This is a genomic window from Streptomyces sp. NPDC053432, assembly GCF_055585365.1.
The window spans coordinates 184,130-203,733 of record NZ_JBVJKF010000006.1 but is presented as its reverse complement, the minus strand read 5'-3'; the positions used below and the strand labels follow the sequence as shown (position 1 = coordinate 203,733).

Below are 19,604 nucleotides of genomic sequence, written 5' to 3'. Positions count from 1 at the left end.
CACCCCACCAGGAGCCACCCGCACATGAAGACCACGATCTCCGGCGTCGAACTGCGCCGCATCGCGATGCCGCTCGTCGCCTCGTTCCGCACCTCCTTCGGCGTCGAGACCAGCCGGGACGTCCTGCTGGTCCGCGTCGTCACCTCCGACGGCACGGAAGGCTGGGCCGAGTGCGCGGCCATGTCCGAGCCGCGCTACTGCTCCGAGTACGTCGACGGGGCCCAGGACGTCCTGCGCCGCCACCTCGTCCCGGCCCTGCCGAAGCACGGCGTGGACGCGGCCGCCGTCGGCCGCGCCCTGGAACCCTTCACCGGCCACCACATGGCGAAGTCGGTCCTGGAGACGGCGGTCCTCGACGCCCAACTCCGCTCGGCCGGAGAATCCTTCGCCTCCCACCTGGGCGCGTCGCGCGACCGCGTCCCCTGCGGCGTCTCCGTCGGGATCATGGACTCGATACCCGAGCTCCTGGACGCCGTGGAAGGGTACGTCGCCGAGGGCTACGTCCGGATCAAGCTGAAGATTGAGCCGGGCTGGGACGTCGCGCCCGTCCGCGCCGTCCGCGAGCGCTTCGGTGACGACCTCCTCCTCCAGGTCGACGCCAACGCTGCCTACACCCTGGTCGACGCCCAGCAGCTCGCCAAGCTCGATGACTTCGGCCTCCTGCTGATCGAACAGCCCCTCGCCAACGACGACATGGTCCAGCACGCCCAGCTCGCCAAGCTCCTGCGCACCCCGATCTGCCTGGACGAGTCCATCGAGTCCGCCGCCGACGCCGCGGCGGCCATCTCCCTCGGCGCCTGCTCGATCATCAACATCAAGCCGGCCCGCGTCGGCGGCTACCTCGAAGCCCGCCGCATCCACGACATCGCCCGCGCCCACGGCATCCCCGTGTGGTGCGGCGGCATGCTGGAGACCGGCACCGGCCGCGCCGCCAACGTCGCCCTGGCGGCCCTCCCCGGCTTCACCCTCCCCGGCGACACCTCGGGCTCCCACCGCTACTTCGCCACGGACATCACGGAGCCGTTCGTCCTGGAGAACGGCCACCTCGACGTCCCTACGGGCCCGGGCCTCGGCATCGAGCCGCTCCCGGACGTCCTGAAGGAGGTCACCACCTCCACCGAGTGGATCGCGCTGTAGTCCTTCGTACGGGACAAGCGACCTTCCGGGTCCCTGGGCGCGCACCGCGCCCAGGGACCCTTCGCTGTATCTCGTCGCACGCGACCGAATGACCGGATCGAATTCGGTGTAGGACACGAACCAAAGGGGTCACTGGTCCGGCACGGTAATACCACCGCACAGCGTGGCATCGTGGGCACTTGCACCGGCGAGTGCCCACGACGCCACGCAGCCCGCCCGCCCTCCGGTAAGCATCCTTCTCGGCAGTGGGCGGGCGCCCAGACGACGGCGGCAGTCGATACCGCCCGCAGCCGATCCGTCCTACACGGCCCCCTGCCGGGGCATCCCGAGGCTGCGTGGCCCGAAGCGGTGTTACGAATCAGACCTTCTCGGCGGTCACGCGGGGATGGGCGGCGGTGAGCACGGTGATGTCCTCGACGTCGGACGTCAGGATCGTGACGCGTCCCGGCTGGGCGAGGGCGGTGGCGCAGAGCATGGCGTCGATGGCGTACTTGTGGCCGTGGAGTCCGGCCGCGAGCAGCAGAGTGGCGGCGGACTGGGCGAGGGCCTGGGTGACCGGCTCGACCCGCAGGCGGGACAGAGTCCACTTCAGTGCGGCGTCATTGATCCGGGGATGAATCACCTCGACGAGGACCGCGGCGGAGGTGATCACCGGAAGGTCGGCCTCACGAGCGGCAGTGAGCCACTCGTGGACCTCACGGTCGCGTTGCACGGCCTTGGCCAGGCCCTCGCTGTCCAGGAGGAGGGCGCCGCTCACGCGGCCGCCCCGGCGCCGGACGCGGTGCCGCCAGTGAGCTTGGCCCGCTTGGCTGCGACGGCTTCCGGGTCGGCGGGGCCGAGGGCCTTGTCGAAGTCGGCGATCAGCTCGTCCAGGTTGTCCCGCTCGATCTGCCGCTGCGCGGCCTTCTCCAGATACGCCGACACGCCCCGCTTGCCCACTCGCTCACGGATCGCTTGCAGGGTGCCGGCGGTCAGGGAAACGGAGATGCCGCTGGTGGGGCCATCACCGGGCGGGAAGTCGGTGTCATCGTCAGCCATGACATGAGTATGGCATTTCGAATGCTATTCGGCGAGCTTCGCGGTGGCGCGGAGCTCTGGACGCCCTTGTCGTGCGTCAGGCATCGCACGTAGCGCCCGTCATGCACGTAATGCACATTGATCTTGCGCCCGTTTTGCGTCGAGCAAGTCTCTGACCTGTGGTTTTCTTTGACCTGTTTTGGCTCTACATGTTTGCGATGACGCACCACATGGAGTGCGTGGCGATCCTGGAGCCGGTGCGCGAGGACGCGTGACCCGCGGTCCTCGGCTCGGAGTCCTGCTTCGAGCCGGACCGCTGCACGTTCCCCCCGGCATCCGGCGGGCGCGGATCCCGAGCCTGCGCGCTAGGTGATCGGGAGGGCCGTCAGGCGGCTCTGCTCGCGGACGTAGAGGAAGGCGCCTGTGGGGTTGGTGGTGAGGGTGAGGGCCTGGGCCTCGTAGCGCCAGGCCGTGCGGTGGGTGCGGGTGTCGACGGCCCGGACGCCGTGGGTGTCCACGCCGTAGACGTGGCCGGCCGTGGCCAGCAGGGCCGTCTCGCGGTTCGGGACGGTGCCGGCGGGCGGGTTTTCGCGCCAGCGTTCGGTGCCGGTGCGGGCGTCGAGGGCGACGATGCCGAGGCTGCCCTCGACGGCGTGGACGACACCGTCGCGGACCGTCGGGAGGCCGTAGCGGCGCTGCTTGTCCGGTACCCGGCCCACGTCGCGGCCCGCGCCGAAGGACCAGGCGGGCTTGCCGTCCTTGAGGCGCAGGGCCTGCAGTTCGGCCGCGCCGATGTACACGTGGTCGTCGTCCGTCGCCGGCTGGTCCGGGGTGGCGCCCGGGGCGGTCACCGTCGTGGTCCAGCGTTCGGCGCCGGTGGCCGTGTCGTGGAGGGAGAGGCGTACGTCGTCGCCGCGTTCGGAGTGCTGCCACACGAGCACCCCGTCGCGCACGGGTCGCAGGCGGATGACGGCCGGCTGTCTCAGTTTGATCTGGTTGGCGGTGGGGGCCGTGGACGGCTGCCGCCAGAGTTCCTTGCCGGACTTCACGCTCGCGGCGACCAGGGACCACTGTGCTCCGCTTGCCGCCTTGGCGTGGAGGTAGACCGTGTCGCCGTCCACGCACAGGATCTGGGTGAGCAGCTGCGTGCCGTCGTACGCGGGCAGGCTCATGAACGGGGGGAAGACCTCCTTGCCCACCTCGATGTCCTTCTGGGGCAGGACGCAGAGGGTGACGGCCTTGTCGAGGGCGTCCTGGGCCCCGAGTCCGTACAAGGTCCTGGCCTCGGTGCCGATCCGCCAGCGGTCCGCGTACCCCTTGTAGTAGAGCGGCAGTTGCCTGCCGGTGCTGGGGTCGACCATTCGGATCACGGTCTTGTCGGCGAGCGCCAGGGAGCCGTTCACCCACAGGGGCTCAGGCATGACCGGGGGACTCTGCAGGTCGGACCACCACGAGGCCCGGGGCGCCGGAGCCAGTTCGGGGCCCGTCTTCGCGGGCTTCTTCCGCGGCCGGCTCGCCCGCCAGGCCCACCAGCCGCCGCCCGCCGTCAAGGCGGTTCCCGCGACCACCGCCGCGCCGCTCAGCCGCAGCATTCGGCGCCGCGAGAGGTCCGGCTCCGCCGGGGGCACGGTGTCCGGTGCGGTGGCGGGGGCCGGGAGCCGGGGCGGCGGGTCCTGCCAGACGGCCGCCGCGCGCCGGGCGATGTCCGCGAGCACCGGCTGCGGCAGTGCGTCCGCGAACATGGCAGGGCCCGGGCCGAGCAACTCCGCCAGTTCGGCGGTGCCCGGCCGCAGCTCCGGGTCCTTGGCCAGGCAGCGGGCGAGGAGCGGTACGAGGCCCGCCGGTACTCCGGTGAGATCGGGTTCGGCGTACCGGACCCGGTAGAGCAGGTCGGCGGCCTGGCCGCCACCGAAGGGGCCGTGCCCGCAGGCGGCGAAGACCAGGACGCCCGCCAGGGCGAACACGTCGCCGGCCGGTGTGTGTTCGAGTCCGCCGGCCTGCTCGGGAGACATGTAGGCGGGGGTGCCGGCGGCGGCGCCGGTGCTGGTCAGCCGCTGGTCGCCGAGGGCGCGCGCGATGCCGAAGTCGATGACCTTGGGCCCGGCGGCGGTGACCATGATGTTGGAGGGTTTCAAGTCGCGGTGCACTACCTCCGAGCGATGCAACTGGCCCAGGGCGTGGGCGAGGCCGGCGCCCAGGGCCCGGACCAGGGTCTCGGGCAGGGGGCCGGCGAGGCGGACCGCCTCGTCGAGCTGGGGGCCGATGACGTACTCGGTGGCCAGCCACGGCGTCGGCGCGAGCGGGTCGGCGCCGAACACGCGGGCCCCGTACCGGTCACCGATGACCCGGGCCGCGTCCGACTCCAGCCGGAACCGGGTGCGGAACGCGGTGTCGGCGGCGATCCGGGCGTGCACGGTCTTCAGCGCGACGGTACGGCCGCCCGCGCCGCGGGCGAGGTAGACCGTGCCCATCCCGCCGCTGCCGAGCCGGGCCAGTAGCCGGTAGTCGCCGAGCTGCGCCGGGTCGTCGTGCGTGAGCGGGGCGAGCGGGGCCGGAAGGGGAGGCATCGGGGTCAGCGCACTTTCTGGGGCGACGGCGACGTGAACGGCTCCTGCGCCGAGGGCAGTTCGGCGGCGAGCAGCCACGCCGCCTGGGCGGCGAGCGCGGCGACCACCCGCCCGGGCATCGGCGCGGGAGGAGCGGGTGCAGGTGCGGGGGCGGATGGCAGGCGCGGATCGGGCACCCGCACCGACGCGTTCAGCAGGGGCGGCAGCTCCGCGGCCGAGCGGGGCCGGTCCGCGGGGTCGCGCGCCAGGCACCGGCCCACCGCCTCGCGCAGCCCGGCCGGCAGTTCGCTGTGCTCGGGCACGGTGTGGCCGGTCGCCGCGAAGGCCAGTACGGACCCCAGCGCGAAGAGGTCGCCGAGCGGCCCGGGAGCCGCCGCTCCCGAGGCCTCCTCGGGGGCCAGGCAGCCCGGATCGAGCCCCGGCAGACCGGCGCGTGCCACCCCGGCGGGGGCCGCGGCGCGCGCGGCGCCGAAGCAGGACAGCAGCGGGCCGGCAGGGGTGACCAGGACGGCGGCCGGTGACAGACCGCCGTGCACGACCCCTTGGGCGTGCGCGTCCGTGAGCGTCTGCGCGAGGGCGGCGCCGAGGCCGCGCACGACGTCCTCGGGCAGCGGCCCGCCGTGGGCGGCGAGCACCGCCGGGAGCGGCAGCACCGGCGTGTAGGGGGCCGCGTACCAGGGGAAGCCGGCCGTGCCGCCGACCTCGGCGACGGTGAGGAGCCCCGGCAGGGCCAGCCGCCGGGCGCCTTCGGCCTCCAGTGCCCACCGGGAGGGGTCGGCGCCGACCCGGGGAACACCGACGAGGACGGTGCGTTCCCCGTCGGCGCTGCGCGCGAGGTACCGGCGGTCGGGGACGGTGCGTTCGGCGGATTCGGCATCCAGCCGCCCCAGGGTCGCGAACGGCCCGATCCACGAGGGGTCGTCCTGCCGTAGGCGGTCCATGCGCTCTGTCTCCCCGTTCGGTCGGTCGGCCCGAGCCTAGGCGATGTTCAGTTCACCACCGGCAGGGCGGTCAGCTTCCGGTTGTTGACGGTGAAGAGGCGGTTGCCCGCGCCGGCCATCGCCCAGAGGCCGCGTGAGTCGGGGGACCAGGTCCAGAACCGCTGGCCGCCCTCGATGTCGAATGCGGAGACGCCCCGCCCCTCCCCCTCGACGGCGAAGAGCGTGCGCGCCTGCATGACGGGCGGGACGTACGGAAGCGGGCCGTGGAGCGCGCTGCCGAGCGGGACCGTCCGTCCGGTGGCGAGCGGCACCCGCGTCAGCCGAGTACCGTCCACGGCCCACAGGTTGTCGCCGGAGCGTGCCGGCGGGCGCCAGCCCGCGGTGTTGTCCGTGCGGAGTCCCTGCGCGTCGACGGGGTCCCACAGCTCCTTGCCCGTCTTGAGGCTGACACCTTTGAGCCAGCGGCCGCCGAGGTACACCGCGTTGTCCACGATGAGCGGCTGCGTGGCGTAGCGCGCCTGGGAGGGGACCTCCCAGGCCTTGGCGCCGGTGGTGGTGTCGAAGGCGAGGACGTTGCCGTCGTCGCCGACGAGCACGAGCCGGTCCGCGCCGGCCGCGGCGTACGGGCCGGGCGTCGTGAGCGCGAGTTCCGGCAGTGTCACGGTCCATCGGACCGTGCGGGCGGCGGTGTCCACGGCGCGCAGCCGTCCGTCCCGGGTCACCAGGTACACGCCCGTCGCGTCCGCGGCCAGGACGCGACGGGTGTCGGCTTCGGCGACGGTCCACAGCCGCTTGCTGGTGGAGGCCTCGTAACAGAGCAGGGCGCCGCTGGGGCCGCCGGTGACGAACCGGTGCCCGGGCAGGGCGACGAGACCGGCCGCGGGAGTGGTGCCGGGCAGCCGCCACTTCTCCGTGCCGTCGGTCGTCAGCCGGGCCGCCAGTCCGCCCTCCTTGGCGGCGAAGACGACCACGTCGAGCACTGGCAGCGGGGCCGTCAGCATCTCGTCGGCCGCCTGATCCGCCACGGGCAGCGGTCCCCAGAGCGGCTTCGGGGGCTCCCCGGACCTGGCGGTGAGCGGGGACAGCGGCTTCGCGTCGGTGGCCTTCCCCGCTGGGGGGAGCCCGTCCCCCCGTGTCAGCCACCAGCCGCCGGTGGCCCCGCCGGCGGCGGCCAGGACCCCGCCGGCGGCCAGGGAGAGCCGCAGGACCCGGCGGCGAGAGGGTGCGGCAGCGGAGCCCTCACCGATGACGGTGGCGGCCTGTCGTTCGGCGTCGCCCGCGCGCCGGGCGATGTCCTCGGCCAGGGGCCCCGTGTGCCAGATGCGGTCGGCGCCGGGGGGCGGGGCGAAGGCGGTCGCGATCTGGTCGGGGGTCGGGCGGTGCGCCGGGTCCTTGGCCAGGCAGGGGGCGATCAGGTGGCGCAGCCCGTCGGGCACGTCGTCGAGCCGCGGCTCCCCGTGGACCACCTCGTACTGGACCGCCGCCACGTGCGTGCCGTCGAACGTGCGCCGGCCGGTCGCCGCGTAGGCGAGTACCGCGCCGAGGGAGAACACGTCCGCGGCCGGGCCGACCCGCTGCCCGAGCACCTGCTCGGGCGCCCCGTAGCCGGGGGTGACCGGCACCTGGCCGGTGGTGGTCAGCGTCATCCCGTGCTCGGGGCGGGCGATGCCGAAGTCGATGACCCGGGGGCCCGCGGCGGTGATCACGATGTTCGGCGGCTTGAGGTCGCGGTGCACCAGGCCCGCCGCGTGGATGTCGCGCAGGGTGGCCGCGAGCGAGGCGGCGAGCGCGCGGACGGCGTCGGGGCCGAGCGGGCCGTACGTGCGCACCGCGTCGTCGAGGGTGGGTCCGGAGAGGAACTCCGTGGCGATCCAGGGCCGGCTGTCCTCGCTCTCGGCGCCGAGGACACGGGCCACGCCGCCGCTCGTCACCGCCTGGGCGGTGTGCGCCTCGCGCAGGAAGCGCTGGGCGAGGTGGGCGTCGTGGGCGAGTTCGGGCAGCAGCACCTTCACGGCGGCGGTCCGGCCGTCGTTGTCCCGGCCGAAGTACACCTTGCCCATGCCGCCCGCGCCGAGGACGCCGAGGATGCGGTACGGGCCGAGCCGGACGGGGTCTCCGGCGCCGAGGGGTTCCATGGTGTGTGCTGCTTCCTGTCGGGGAGGGGCGGGGAGAGCCGGGGAGAGGCGGGGAGAGGTGTTTCAGCGTTCGATGGGCAGGCCCGTCGGCTTCTTGATGCGCTTCATGATGATCTGCGAGTTGACCTCGGTGACACCGGAGAGGGCCGTCAGCTTCTCGATCCAGAGGCGTTCGTACGCGCGAAGGTCCGCGACGGCGATCCGCAGGAGGCAGCCGGGGCTGCCGAAGAGGCGGTAGGCCTCGATGACGTCCGGGATGTCCTGGAGCGCGGCCTCGAAGGACTCGACGGCCTCCCGGTCGCGGCGCACCTCGACCGAGACGAGCACCTCGAAGCCGCGGTCCACCGCCTCGGGGGAGATCACGGCGCGGTACCCCTGGATCACCCCGTCCTGTTCGAGCTGGCGCACGCGCCGCATGCAGGGGGAGGGGGTCAGGCCCACGCGCTGGGCGAGCTCCTGGTTGCTGAGCCGTCCATCGGCCTGGAGCTCGCGCAAGATATCTCGGTCAATGGCATCCACCGCGCAATTATCCCCCATCAGGCGTTACAGAGGCGCCTGAACACGCAATCGCATTGCGCGTAGATCGCTCTATGATTGCTGCTTTGGGCACATACGTGCGGACGCTGTTTGGGGTTCGAGGGAAGGGCGGCCAACGGCCATGGGACGGATCGTCGTCATCAGCACCGGCGGAACGATAGCCAGCCGCTGGCAGGGCTCCGGCTTCGCGGCGGACGCGGACGGGAACGAGGTCATCGCCACCGCGCCGATGCCCGAAGGGGTCACCGTCGACGTGGTGGACCTGTTCAGCGTGAACAGCCCCCGGCTCACCACCGCCCACCAGCTGACCCTGCTGCGCACCGTGCACGAAGTGCTCGCGGACCCCGCCGTCGACGGCGTCGTCGTCACGCACGGCACGGACACCCTGGAGGAGTCGGCGTTCCTCGTCGACCTCCACCACCGCGACGCGCGCTCCGTGGTGTTCACCGGCTCGCAGCGCCCCATGGGCACCGCGGACGGGGACGGCCCGGAGAACCTCTACGACGCCCTCCTCACCGCCGCCAACACGCGCGGGCTCGGCGTGCTGATCTCCTTCGCGGGACGGGTGCACGCCGCACGGGGCACGGTGAAGACCCAGGCGGTGGCGCTGGACGCGTTCGCGGACCCGTCGAAGGAACTGCTCGGGAAGATCGGCTTCGGCAAGGTCACCATCCTGCGCACGCCGCAGCGGCCCGAGGCCCTCCCGCTGCCGGCGATGCCGGAACTGCCGCCGCGTGTCGACGTCGTGGTCCACCACGCCGACGGGGACCCGGTACTGCTCAACGCCGCCGTCGCGGCGGGCGCGCGCGGTGTCGTCCTGGTCGGCACCGGCGCGGGCAACGCGACGCCGGAGATCGTGGAGGCGGTCAGGGCCGCCGTCGAGAGCGGAGTGCTGGTCGCGCTCACCACGCGGGTCATGGCCGGACCGGTCACGGAGATCTACACGCACGGGGGCGCGGTGGACCTCGTCGCCGCCGGCGCCGTCCCCACGGGCACCCTGCGGGCGGGCCAGGCGCGCATCGCCGTACTCTCCGCCCTGCTGGGCAGTGACGACCCGGTGGAACAGACGGCGCTGCTGCGCCAGGCGCTGTCCGCGGCCGGATCGGTCCTCGTCGAGGCCTGACGGCTGGAAGCCGACGGCGGGTGGCCGACGGCCGGTAGCCGCGGGCGGCGGGAGATTGCTGGTCAGAGCGCTTCGGCAGACCGTCAGGCGTCTCAGGGGACGTCTTCCGTGGCGTCCTCGGTGGCGTCCTCGGGGGCGCCACGGAAACGGATTGACCGTCCGGCGACGGGGCTGTCAAGATCCGCGCCATGCCCCTCTTCTCCGCGTACGACGGCACCGAACTCGCCTACCGCGAGTTCGGTGACGGCGCCCCGCTGGTCTGCCTCCCGGGCGGCCCCATGATCGACGCCGCCTATCTCGACGAGCTGGGCGGACTGTCCGCGCACCGGCGCCTGATCGTCCTCGACCTGCGCGGCACCGGCCGCTCCGCGATACCCCGGGACCCGGCCGGCTACCGGTGCGACCGGCTCGTCGACGACGTGGAGGCCCTGCGCGAGCACCTCGGCCTCAGGCACGTCGATCTCCTGGCACACTCGGCCGGCGCGAACCTCGCCGCGCTGTACGCCGCCCGCCACCCGCACCGGATCGGCCGGATGGTCCTGGTCACCCCGAGCGTCCACGCCGTCGGCATCGAGGTCACCGCCGAGACGCGGCTCAAGAGCGCGCGGCGCCACTCCCACCAGCCGTGGTTCGCCAAGGCCTACGCCGCCCTCGAAGCCATCCTGGCCGGCCGGCCGACCCCGGAGAACTGGCAGGCGATCGAGCCGCTCTCGCACGGCCGTTGGGACGCCCAGGCGCAGGCCCGCAAGGAGGTGGAGGAGGCCTCGCGGAACCACGAGGCCGCCTCCGTCTTCGGCTCCGAGGGGGCCTACGACCCGCCCGCCACCCGGGCCGCGCTCGTCGAATTCGACCGGCCCGTGATGCTGCTCGCGGGCAAGTCCGACGCGGGTGCCCCGCCGGAGGCCGTGGCGGAGTACGCGGAGCTCTTCCAGGACCCCCACCTGGTCGTCCAGCGCGGAGCCGGGCACTACCCGTGGCGCGACGACCCGGCGGCCTTCACCGCCGAGCTCCTTCAGTTCCTCTGACCGGACGCGAAGGCCGCCAGGATCCGGTACGCGGCCGAGGTGGGCGTGACGGTCCCCGCGCGCACCGAGTCCTCCAGGGCCGGTGCCAGGCCCCGGACGGCCGGGTCCGCCCGGAGGCGTTCGAGGAGTTCGTCGCGGACCATCGACCAGGTCCACTCCACCTGCTGCGCGGCCCGCTTCGCCGCCAGCCGGCCGCCCGCGTCCAGGAGCGTGCGGTGTTGTTCGAGGCGGTTCCAGACCTCGTCGAGTCCGGTTGACTCGCGGGCGCTGCAGGTGAGGACGGGCGGGGTCCAGGCGGCGTCGGCGGGGTGCATCAGGCGCAGTGCCCCGGACAACTCCCGTGCGGCTGCCTTCGCGTCGCGTTCGTGCGGGCCGTCGGCTTTGTTGACGGCGAGGACGTCGGCGAGTTCGAGGACGCCCTTCTTGATGCCCTGCAACTGGTCGCCGGTGCGGGCGAGGGAGAGGAGGAGGAAGGAGTCGACCATGCCGGCGACGGTGGTTTCGGACTGGCCGACGCCGACGGTTTCGACGAGGACGACGTCGTAGCCGGCGGCCTCCATGACGATCATGGATTCGCGGGTGGCCTTGGCGACTCCGCCGAGGGTTCCGGCGGAGGGGGAGGGGCGGACGAAGGCGGCGGGGTCGACGGCGAGGCGTTCCATGCGGGTCTTGTCGCCGAGGATGGAGCCGCCGGTGCGGGTGGAGGAGGGGTCGACGGCGAGGACCGCGACCTTGTGGCCCAGTCCGGTGAGCATCGTGCCGAAGGCGTCGATGAACGTGGACTTGCCGACACCCGGCACCCCGCTGATGCCGATGCGGCGCGCGTTGCCCGCGTACGGCAGGAGCTGGGTCAACAGGCTCTGCGCCAGCACCCGGTGAGCGGGCAGGGTGGACTCGACGAGGGTGATCGCGCGCGCGATCAGCGCGCGCTTCCCGTCGAGCACTCCCTTCGCGTACGCCTCGATGTCGATCCGCACCATCGCCGGCCTACAGCTCGTGACCCAGATCCGCGGCGAGCCGCGTCACCAGGTCGTGGGCCGCGTCCGGAATGACCGTTCCGGGCGGGAAGACGGCCGTGGCGCCCATCTCCAGCAGCGTGGGGACATCGGCCGGCGGGATGACGCCGCCGACGACGATCATGATGTCCTCGCGTCCCTCTTCCGTCAGCTGCTCGCGCAGTGCCGGCACGAGGGTCAGGTGGCCGGCGGCGAGCGAGGAGACGCCCACGACGTGGACGTCGGCCTCGACCGCCTGGCGGGCCACTTCCGCCGGGGTCTGGAAGAGGGGGCCGACGTCGACGTCGAAGCCCAGGTCGGCGAAGGCGGTCGCGATGACCTTCTGGCCGCGGTCGTGCCCGTCCTGGCCCATCTTGGCGACCAGGATGCGCGGGCGACGGCCTTCGGCCTCCTCGAACCGGTCGACGAGCGTGCGGGTGCGCTCCACGGACGGGGACTCGCCTGCCTCGGTTCGGTACACACCCGAGATGGTACGGATCTGGCTCGCGTGCCGTCCGTAGACCTTCTCCAGTGCGTCGGAGATCTCACCCACGGTCGCCTTCGCGCGGGCCGCGTCCACCGCCAGGGCGAGGAGGTTGCCGTCGCCGCGCTCGGCCGCGTTCGTCAGCGCCCGCAGGGTGTCCTGCGTGACCGCCTCGTCGCGTTCCTCGCGCAGGCGCCGGAGTTTGGCGATCTGCTGGGCGCGGACGGAGGAGTTGTCGACCTTGAGGACGTCGATCGCCTCGTCGTTCTCCACCCGGTACTTGTTGACGCCGATGACGGGCTGGCGGCCGGAGTCGATACGGGCCTGGGTGCGGGCCGCGGCCTCCTCGACGCGGAGCTTGGGAATGCCCGCGTCGATGGCCTGGGCCATACCGCCGGCCGCCTCGACCTCCTCGATGTGCTGCCAGGCGCGGCGGGCCAGGTCGTAGGTGAGCTTCTCTACGTAGGCGCTGCCGCCCCAGGGGTCGATGGAGCGGCAGGTGCCCGACTCCTGCTGGAGGAGGAGCTGGGTGTTGCGGGCGATGCGCGCGGAGAAGTCCGTGGGCAGGGCGAGGGCTTCGTCGAGGGCGTTGGTGTGCAGGGACTGGGTGTGGCCCTGGGTGGCGGCCATGGCCTCGATGCAGGTGCGGGTGACGTTGTTGAAGACGTCCTGCGCGGTCAGGGACCAGCCCGAGGTCTGCGAATGAGTGCGCAGCGAGAGCGACTTGGCGTTCTTCGGGTCGAACTGCCTGACCAGTTTCGCCCACAGGAGGCGGGCGGCGCGGAGTTTGGCGACCTCCATGAAGAAGTTCATGCCGATCGCCCAGAAGAAGGACAGGCGAGGTGCGAACGCGTCGACGTCGAGGCCGACCGCCTGGCCGGCGCGGAGGTATTCGACGCCGTCGGCGAGGGTGTAGGCCAGTTCCAGGTCGGCGGTGGCTCCGGCTTCCTGGATGTGGTAGCCGGAGATGGAGATCGAGTTGTACCGGGGCATCTTCTGCGAGGTGAACGCGAAGATGTCGGAGATGATCCGCATCGAGGGCTTGGGCGGGTAGATGTAGGTGTTGCGGACCATGAACTCTTTGAGGATGTCGTTCTGGATGGTCCCCGCGAGCTTGTCCGGCGAGACGCCCTGTTCCTCGGCCGCCACGATGTAAAGCGCCAGGACCGGGAGGACCGCGCCGTTCATCGTCATCGACACCGACATCTTGTCCAGCGGAATCCCGTCGAACAGCTGCCGCATGTCGTAGATGGAGTCGATCGCGACGCCCGCCATGCCGACGTCGCCGGTGACGCGGGGGTGGTCGCTGTCGTAGCCGCGGTGGGTGGGCAGGTCGAAGGCGACCGAGAGGCCCTTCTGGCCGGCGGCCAGGTTGCGGCGGTAGAAGGCGTTGGATTCCTCGGCCGTGGAGAAACCGGCGTACTGCCGGATCGTCCAGGGCTGGTTGACGTACATCGTCGGGTAGGGGCCGCGCAGGTACGGGGCCACGCCCGGGTAGGTCTGGAGGAAGTCCAGGCCTTCGAGGTCACGGCCGGTGTAGAGGGGCTTGACGCCGATGCCCTCCGGGGTCTCCCACAGCAGGTCGGCGGGGGCCGTCCCGGTGGACTCCTTCACCGAGGCGCGCCACTGCTCCTCGGTGGCGCCCCCGGGGGCGGCGGGGCCGAGCGCGAGCTCGGAGAAATCGGGGATGCTCATGCCTGCACTCCCATCCGGTCGAGTACGGAGGACAGCACGGCGACGGCGTCACAGCCGGCGAAGACGTACTCGTCCACGGAGGATTCCGCGGTGCCGGGGCGGCCGGCCAGGAACACCGTCGAGGCACCGGCCGCGCGCAGTGCGTCGGCGACCGCCTCGGCCTGCTCCTCGTACAGCGCGTCACTGGAGCACAGCACGGCGATGCCGTCCGCGCCCGAGGCGGCGTAGGCCGGGCCGGCCGTCTCCGCATCCACGGACACGGGGTCGTGGACGGGTTCGATGCCGCCTGCCTGGAAGAGGTTGGAAGCGAAGGTGGCGCGGGCGGTGTGCGCGGCCGCCGGGCCGAGCGCGGCCAGGAAGATCCGGGGTCGGGTGCCGGTCGCGGTGAGGTGCGCGTCGCTGCGGGAGCGCAGTGCCTCGTAGGCCTCGTCGCGGCGGACACGGGGCAGGCCGCCGGCGGGGGCCGCGGGGGCGGGTTCCCGTACGACGGGCTTCTCCGAGAGGAGGGGGAACTCGCTGACTCCGGTGATCGGCTCGCGGCGCTTGGCCAGCTTCTTCGACCGCTCGGCCCAGGTGGCGGCGAGGCGGTCGGCGACCAGGCCGGAGCGCAGGGCGGCGGCCTGGCCGCCGGCCTTCTCCAGGGTCTGGAAGAACTCCCAGGCGGCCTGGGCCAGTTCGTCGGTGAGCTGCTCGACGTAGTAGGAGCCGCCGGCCGGGTCGATGACCCGGGCCAGGTGGGATTCCTCCAGCAGGATGGTGGAGGTGTTGCGGGCGATACGGCGCGCGAACGCGTCCGGGAGGCCCAGCTCGTGGTCGAAGGGCAGGACGGTGACCGAGTCCGCGCCGCCCACGCCCGCGGCCATGCAGGCCACGGTGGTGCGGAGCATGTTCACCCACGGGTCGCGGCGGGTCATCATCACCGGCGAGGTCACCGCGTGCTGCCGCTGCGCGCCCGCGGCGGGGGCGCCGCAGGCCTCGGCGACCCGGGCCCACAGCCGGCGGGCGGCGCGGAGCTTGGCGATGGTGAGGAACTGGTCGGCCGTGGCGGCGTAGCGGAACTCGATCTGGGCGAGGGCCGCCTCGGTGCCCAGTCCGGCCCCGGTGAGGGCGCGGAGGTAGGCGACGCCGGTGGCCAGGGACAGGCCGAGCTCCTCGGCCGCGCTGCCGCCCGCCTCGTGGTACGGCAACGCGTCCACCGTCAGGGCCCGTACGTGCGGGTGGTCCGCGACGGCCTTGGCCAGCTCCGCGGCCTCCGCGAGGTCGAGGGCTTCGCCGGTGCGAGCCTCGTGGCCCAGCGGGTCGGCGCCCAGCGAGGCGTGCACGGCCTCGGGGGCCACACCGCGCTCCGCGTAAAGGGCGAGCAGCGTCCGTGCCGCTTCGGCGTACGCGGCCCCGGCGTCCAGGGAGACGGGGGCGAGGTCGAGGTAGACGCCGTCCAGGGCGCGGGCCAGGCCCTCGACCGGGACACCGCCCCGCCCGACGGTCAGCCACAGCGAGGTGACCCCGTTCTCCAGGTCGGCCAGGACCGCCTCGTTGACCCGTGCCGGGTCGGTGCCGAGGTGGCGCTGGCGGACGTCCCAGCCGGACGCCGCGTTCCCCTCGGCCCTGCCTCCGCGTACGAAGGGCGCGAAGCCGGGGTAGCCGGAGAGCCCCGAGGGGGCGTCGGCGTCCGGTGCGGGCGCGGTGTACAGCGGGCGGGTGGTGAGCCCGTCCTCGAGCTTCGTGGACAACGCTTCTTCCGCGGCCTCGCCGGAGGCTTCCTTGCCCGACTTGCGCAGCACGCCCTCTACCAGGCGCTGCCACTGCTCATGCGTCGCGTCAGGGAACTCGGCGGCCAAGGAGAGCCCGTCGTCAGGCAGGACCGTCATGGCTCGAATGCTAGGGGGGCGTCTGTGAACGACCAATAACTACTCGATGTGATCTCCCCCTCTCAATTGAGGTGGGAGGGGTCACGAAAGAGCGGGCCGAGCAGGACGGTGGCGGCGGCTCCGGAGAGTACGTCGGGCCCGGCGTACGGCGCCAGGATGCGGCCCGGGTGGCCGGGGGCCGCGCCGGTCCGGGAGACGGCGGCGGCCGCCGTGCGGATCTCGTCCAGGTAGCCGTCGTGCAGCACGCTCGACAGCTCGGTGATCACCATGACGGCCGGGTTGAAGACGTCGAGGAGCACGGCCGCCGCCCTGCCGACGGCGCGGGCCCGCTCGCGCAGCAGCCGGTCGGCGCGCGGGTCGCCGGCCGCTGCCGCGTCCACGAGCAGGTTGACGGACGGCTCCGGGACGATCCCGAGGCGGAGGGCCTCGGCGCCGAGCGCGGCGTCGGAGGCGGTGGCCTGCAGGCAGCCGGTGCGGCCGCAGGGGCAGACCGTACGGCTTCCCGGCACGGGGAGGTGGGCCACGTCGCCGGCCGCCGCGCCCGGGCCCTGGTGCACGGTGCCCTCGATGCCGAAGGCGGCGTCCACGACGGTGCCGATGAAGAGGTGGACGATGCTGCGGTGGGCCTCGGGGCGGCCGAAGAGGATCTCGGAGTGGGCGACGGCGCGGGCGTGGTTGTCGACGGAGACGGGCAGCCGGAGCCGTTCGGAGAGCTGGGCGGCGAGGGGGCGGTCGTGCCAGCCGAGTGCCTCGTGGCGTACGACGGTCCCGTCGGCGGGACGCACCCATCCGCCGAGGGCCACGCCGAGGCCGAGGAGGGGGCGGCCGGTGTCGAACTCGCGGAGGAAGGCGGCGAGTCGGTCGGCGAGGGCGGTGACGTCGACCGGGCCGGGGGAGGAGTGCGGGGAGGTACGGCGGGCGAGGACCGTGCCGCGCAGGTCGACGAGGCTGAAGGTGGCGGAGGGCACGCCGATGTGCAGCCCGGCGGCGACGGGGCCGCCGATGGCGCCGGTGTGCAGGTCGAGGGGGATCCGCGGGCGTCCGACGCCCGCGGCGGGGCCGGGGAGTTCGCGCAGCAGGCCGCTGCGGAGGAGGCCGGTGGTCTGCCGGGACACCGCGGCGGGGCTGAGTCCGCACAGCCGGGCGATGGCGCTGCGCGCGACGGGCCCGTGGGTGAGGACGGTACGGAGCACGGTGGCGGCGTTCGCGGCGGCGCGGCTGTCGCCGGTGGTGGGGGGCATGGGAGCTCCTGGCGGGGTGTGTCCCCCGATCATGCCGGGTCCCTGGCGGGGGCGGCGGGCGCGGCCGGAAGACCCGGGGCTCCGCCCGGACCCCGCGCCTCGAACGCCGGCGGGGCTGGATGTACCCCGTGCGTGTTCCGCACGAAGCTCCTGCGGGGACGCCGCAGCGCGCGGCGGGAGTCCGCACCCGTGGCGGGCGCGTTGCGGGGGTATGAAATCAAGCCATGGTTTTCGGCCGACCGCAGAGGTGGCCGGATGGCGTGAAAGTGCAGCTCACGGGGGGTGAGTGGGGGGCGGTACGGGTTCGTGGCCGGGCTGCGGAAGAGGGTTGACCGGGGGCGCGGGCGCTGACACGCTCCGGGACATGACCGCGACCGAACTCCTTGTCCCGCGGCTCCACACCCTCGGCCTCTGTACCGCGCCGGGTGGCTGTCCGGGCCGCTGTAGCGCCCCGCTCCAGGCCTGAGACCCGCAGGGTCCCCGCGTCGAACGTCCGTCCGGGTCCCACCGGGTGCCGGTCCCGTCGCCGGGGCCGAGCCCGCAGGGCCACGCCGCCCGGGTCGGATCCGGCCCCGAGTCGGGTCCGGCTCCCGGACCGGTCCCCGGGTCCGGGTCCCTGTCCCAGTGCCGGTCCCTGTGCCGGACCCGTACCGGGATCGGGCTCGGATCCCGAGCAAGTCCCGTACCCGGCTTGGTTCCGGTCCTGTCGGGACCTGTGTCCCGATGCCTGGCCCGAGTCCCGCGAGGTGCCCGGGTCCCGGGTGGGGGCCGGACCCCGCTCTGGCCCGAGTCCCGCAAGGTGCCCGGGTCCCGGGTGGGGGCCGGACCCTGCTCTGGCCCGAGTCCCGCGAGGTGCCCCGGTCCCGGGGCGGGACCCGGACCCCGCGTCAGGTCCGGGTCCCGTAGGGCCCGTGTGCCGGCGCTCGGCCCGGGTCCCGCGACCGGGCGTGTGCCCCGACGCGGGCCCGAGTGCCGGGAGTCCGCGTCGGCCGCGGGTCCCGCGGGGCCCGTGCCCGGTGTCCGGCCGGCCGGGTCCGTAAGGGATCGGGTCCCGGCCCGGCCCCGCACGGGACCCGGGCGCCGGTGCCCGTCGTCCCGAGGAACCGCGCCACCGTTCCCGCGTCGCCCCGTACTCGCCTTCCTCCCCGCCGTCACGCCTCCCCGCCGTCACGCCGCCCCGCCGCCCCGCCGTCCGCGGTGGCACGCCCCGTACGCCTATTTCTTCCGCTGCGGAAGTAACCCCCGCAGCCCTGTCGTCCAAGGAGTCCCCATGACCACCGTCACCCCCTCCATCACCGTCACGAAGATCGGCGGCCGCATCGGCGCCGAGATCGGCGGCGTCAAGCTCGGAGGAGACCTCCCCGAGGCGGCCGTCGCCGAGATCCGGGCCGCGCTCCTCGCCCACAAGGTCGTCTTCTTCCGCGACCAGGACCACCTCGACGAAGCCGGCCACGAGGCCTTCGCCCAGCTGCTCGGCGCACCCGTCGCGCACCCCACCGTCCCTTCCGCGGACGGCCGTTACGCCCTCGGCATCGACTCCCACCACGGGGCCCGCGCCAACCAGTGGCACACCGACGTCACCTTCGTGCCGGCCTACCCCGCCTTCTCCATCCTGCGCGCCGTCACCATCCCCCCGTACGGCGGCAACACCCTCTGGGCCAACACCGCCACCGCCTACAGCAACCTCCCGGCACCCCTGCGGGCCCTCGCCGACGGCCTGCGCGCCCTGCACTCCAACGAGTACGACTACGCCGCCCTCAAGCCCGACGCGGTGCCGGAGGCCCTGGCGCAGTACCGCGAGGTGTTCACCTCGACCACGTTCCTCACCGAGCACCCGGTGGTCCGCGTCCACCCCGAGACCGGCGAGCGCACGCTCCTGCTCGGCAACTTCGTGCAGCGCATCGACGGTCTCACCGGACGCGATTCGCGTGCCCTGCTCGACCTCTTCCAGTCCCACATCGAGAGCCCCGAGAACACCGTCCGCTGGCAGTGGCGGGCCGGTGACGTCGCCATCTGGGACAACCGCGCCACCCAGCACTACGGCGTGGACGACTCCGACGACCACGAGCGCACCCTGCGCCGCGTGACCGTCGACGGGGACGTCCCGGTCGGCCCCGACGGCGAGCCCTCGCGGCTGATCACCCCGCAGACCGTCCCGGACCCGGCCTTCGGCATCGCCTCCGGTGCGTCCACCGCGTCCACCGCGTCCCGCGCGTCCACCGCCGACACCGCCGCCTGACCGTCCCGCAAGGAGTCACCGTGCCCAGCCTGCTCGCCATCACCGGCAGTCCCTCCGCCCACTCACGTACCGCCGTGGTCGCCGATCACGTGCTGGGCCGCCTGGCCCACTCAGGCTTCGAGACCGCGCACCTCTCCGTACGCGACCTGCCCGCCGCCGACCTTCTCGCCGCCCGCCGCGGGGAGCCGGAGATCCGCCGCGCCCTCGAAGCCGTCGCCGAGGCCGACGGCCTGGTCATCGCGACCCCGGTCTACAAGGCCTCGTACACCGGTCTGCTGAAGGCCTTCCTCGATCTGCTCCCCCAGGACGGGCTGGCCGGCAAAACGATCCTGCCCCTGGTCACCGGCGGCAGCCTCGCCCACGTCCTGACCATCGACTACGCCCTGCGCCCCGTCCTCTCCGCCCTCGGCGCCCGGCACGTCACCGCCGGCCGGTTCGTCCTCGACTCCACCGTGGAGCGGGGCGACGGTCCCGACCGGCTGCGGCCCGAGGCGGAGCTGGACCTCTACCAGGCCGTGGACGAGTTCGCCGACGCACTGCGCTCCGTCCCCGCCACCGCGCTCACCGCCGCCTCCTAGCCCGTAGCCCCGTAACCGCACC

The 19,604-nt window shown here is 73.4% G+C and carries 15 protein-coding genes; 5 read left to right on the top strand and 10 right to left on the bottom strand.

What is annotated here, in order from left to right; all coding sequences use genetic code 11:
* Nucleotides 1–24: 24 nt before the first annotated feature.
* A complete protein-coding gene (gene menC / locus ACZ6Y1_RS13095; protein ID WP_469627117.1) occupies nt 25–1,137 on the top strand; it encodes an o-succinylbenzoate synthase in 1,113 nt (370 codons plus the stop codon).
* Nucleotides 1,138–1,495: 358 nt separating this feature from the next.
* Here the strand turns inward: menC and ACZ6Y1_RS13090 are convergent, their stop codons facing one another.
* The 6 genes from ACZ6Y1_RS13090 to ACZ6Y1_RS13065 all read right to left on the bottom strand — a co-directional run bounded on the left by ACZ6Y1_RS13090 (nt 1,496) and on the right by ACZ6Y1_RS13065 (nt 8,316).
* Nucleotides 1,496–1,894 carry a PIN domain-containing protein gene (locus ACZ6Y1_RS13090; RefSeq protein WP_469627113.1) on the bottom strand — a complete coding sequence of 133 codons (399 nt, stop codon included), beginning with the start codon at nt 1,892–1,894 and terminating at the stop codon, nt 1,496–1,498.
* Nucleotides 1,891–2,175, bottom strand: coding sequence for a hypothetical protein (locus ACZ6Y1_RS13085; RefSeq protein WP_469627111.1), 285 nt, complete (start codon nt 2,173–2,175; stop codon nt 1,891–1,893). Before ACZ6Y1_RS13085 ends, ACZ6Y1_RS13090 begins: the two co-directional genes overlap by 4 nt.
* 344 nt (nt 2,176–2,519) lie before the next feature.
* A complete protein-coding gene (locus ACZ6Y1_RS13080; RefSeq protein ID WP_469627109.1) occupies nt 2,520–4,721 on the bottom strand; it encodes a protein kinase domain-containing protein in 2,202 nt (733 codons plus the stop codon).
* A 5-nt stretch (nt 4,722–4,726) separates the two neighbouring features.
* A complete protein-coding gene (locus ACZ6Y1_RS13075; protein ID WP_469627106.1) occupies nt 4,727–5,662 on the bottom strand; it encodes a protein kinase family protein in 936 nt (311 codons plus the stop codon).
* Between the two features lie 47 nt (nt 5,663–5,709).
* Nucleotides 5,710–7,797: a protein kinase domain-containing protein gene (locus ACZ6Y1_RS13070; protein ID WP_469627104.1), complete on the bottom strand. Its 2,088-nt coding sequence runs from the start codon at nt 7,795–7,797 to the stop codon at nt 5,710–5,712.
* Between the two features lie 63 nt (nt 7,798–7,860).
* Nucleotides 7,861–8,316, bottom strand: a complete 456-nt coding sequence (locus tag ACZ6Y1_RS13065; RefSeq protein ID WP_469627101.1) for an Lrp/AsnC family transcriptional regulator — start codon at nt 8,314–8,316, stop codon at nt 7,861–7,863.
* A 139-nt stretch (nt 8,317–8,455) separates the two neighbouring features.
* Here ACZ6Y1_RS13065 and ACZ6Y1_RS13060 point away from each other — a divergent pair, with 139 nt between their 5' ends.
* Nucleotides 8,456–9,457: an asparaginase gene (locus tag ACZ6Y1_RS13060; RefSeq protein ID WP_469627098.1), complete on the top strand. Its 1,002-nt coding sequence runs from the start codon at nt 8,456–8,458 to the stop codon at nt 9,455–9,457.
* 188 nt (nt 9,458–9,645) lie between these two features.
* Nucleotides 9,646–10,482, top strand: coding sequence for an alpha/beta fold hydrolase (locus ACZ6Y1_RS13055; protein ID WP_469627095.1), 837 nt, complete (start codon nt 9,646–9,648; stop codon nt 10,480–10,482).
* On the opposite strand, the gene meaB is transcribed toward ACZ6Y1_RS13055, so the two are convergent.
* The 4 genes from meaB to ACZ6Y1_RS13035 form a co-directional block, all read right to left on the bottom strand.
* Nucleotides 10,470–11,462 carry a methylmalonyl Co-A mutase-associated GTPase MeaB gene (meaB, locus tag ACZ6Y1_RS13050; protein WP_469627091.1) on the bottom strand — a complete coding sequence of 331 codons (993 nt, stop codon included), beginning with the start codon at nt 11,460–11,462 and terminating at the stop codon, nt 10,470–10,472. The genes ACZ6Y1_RS13055 and meaB overlap by 13 nt on opposite strands.
* 7 nt (nt 11,463–11,469) lie before the next feature.
* Nucleotides 11,470–13,656, bottom strand: a complete 2,187-nt coding sequence (scpA, locus tag ACZ6Y1_RS13045; RefSeq protein ID WP_469627089.1) for a methylmalonyl-CoA mutase — start codon at nt 13,654–13,656, stop codon at nt 11,470–11,472.
* Nucleotides 13,653–15,524, bottom strand: a complete 1,872-nt coding sequence (gene mutA / locus ACZ6Y1_RS13040; protein WP_469627086.1) for a methylmalonyl-CoA mutase small subunit — start codon at nt 15,522–15,524, stop codon at nt 13,653–13,655. The genes scpA and mutA overlap by 4 nt, the downstream gene beginning before the upstream one ends.
* Before the next feature lie 62 nt (nt 15,525–15,586).
* Nucleotides 15,587–16,765 carry an ROK family protein gene (locus tag ACZ6Y1_RS13035; protein ID WP_469627083.1) on the bottom strand — a complete coding sequence of 393 codons (1,179 nt, stop codon included), beginning with the start codon at nt 16,763–16,765 and terminating at the stop codon, nt 15,587–15,589.
* Between the two features lie 1,270 nt (nt 16,766–18,035).
* On the opposite strand from ACZ6Y1_RS13035, the gene ACZ6Y1_RS13030 reads away from it, so the two are divergent.
* Together ACZ6Y1_RS13030 and ssuE are read left to right on the top strand one after the other, a co-directional pair.
* Nucleotides 18,036–19,004, top strand: coding sequence for a TauD/TfdA dioxygenase family protein (locus ACZ6Y1_RS13030; protein WP_469627080.1), 969 nt, complete (start codon nt 18,036–18,038; stop codon nt 19,002–19,004).
* Between the two features lie 20 nt (nt 19,005–19,024).
* Nucleotides 19,025–19,582 carry an NADPH-dependent FMN reductase gene (ssuE, locus tag ACZ6Y1_RS13025; protein ID WP_469627078.1) on the top strand — a complete coding sequence of 186 codons (558 nt, stop codon included), beginning with the start codon at nt 19,025–19,027 and terminating at the stop codon, nt 19,580–19,582.
* The last annotated feature ends 22 nt before the right edge of the window (nt 19,583–19,604 follow it).

What these genes read in the sequence shown, in the direction of transcription:
- ACZ6Y1_RS13060 (WP_469627098.1), top strand. Translation starts at nt 8,456, where the DNA reads ATGGGACGGATCGTCGTCATCAGCACCGGCGGAACGATAGCCAGCCGC.
- ACZ6Y1_RS13070 (WP_469627104.1), bottom strand. Translation starts at nt 7,797, where the DNA reads ATGGAACCCCTCGGCGCCGGAGACCCCGTCCGGCTCGGCCCGTACCGC.
- ACZ6Y1_RS13035 (WP_469627083.1), bottom strand. Translation starts at nt 16,765, where the DNA reads ATGCCCCCCACCACCGGCGACAGCCGCGCCGCCGCGAACGCCGCCACC.
- menC (WP_469627117.1), top strand. Translation starts at nt 25, where the DNA reads ATGAAGACCACGATCTCCGGCGTCGAACTGCGCCGCATCGCGATGCCG.
- mutA (WP_469627086.1), bottom strand. Translation starts at nt 15,524, where the DNA reads ATGACGGTCCTGCCTGACGACGGGCTCTCCTTGGCCGCCGAGTTCCCT.
- ACZ6Y1_RS13030 (WP_469627080.1), top strand. Translation starts at nt 18,036, where the DNA reads ATGACCACCGTCACCCCCTCCATCACCGTCACGAAGATCGGCGGCCGC.
- scpA (WP_469627089.1), bottom strand. Translation starts at nt 13,656, where the DNA reads ATGAGCATCCCCGATTTCTCCGAGCTCGCGCTCGGCCCCGCCGCCCCC.
- meaB (WP_469627091.1), bottom strand. Translation starts at nt 11,462, where the DNA reads ATGGTGCGGATCGACATCGAGGCGTACGCGAAGGGAGTGCTCGACGGG.
- ACZ6Y1_RS13080 (WP_469627109.1), bottom strand. Translation starts at nt 4,721, where the DNA reads ATGCCTCCCCTTCCGGCCCCGCTCGCCCCGCTCACGCACGACGACCCG.
- ACZ6Y1_RS13085 (WP_469627111.1), bottom strand. Translation starts at nt 2,175, where the DNA reads ATGGCTGACGATGACACCGACTTCCCGCCCGGTGATGGCCCCACCAGC.
- ACZ6Y1_RS13055 (WP_469627095.1), top strand. Translation starts at nt 9,646, where the DNA reads ATGCCCCTCTTCTCCGCGTACGACGGCACCGAACTCGCCTACCGCGAG.
- ACZ6Y1_RS13075 (WP_469627106.1), bottom strand. Translation starts at nt 5,662, where the DNA reads ATGGACCGCCTACGGCAGGACGACCCCTCGTGGATCGGGCCGTTCGCG.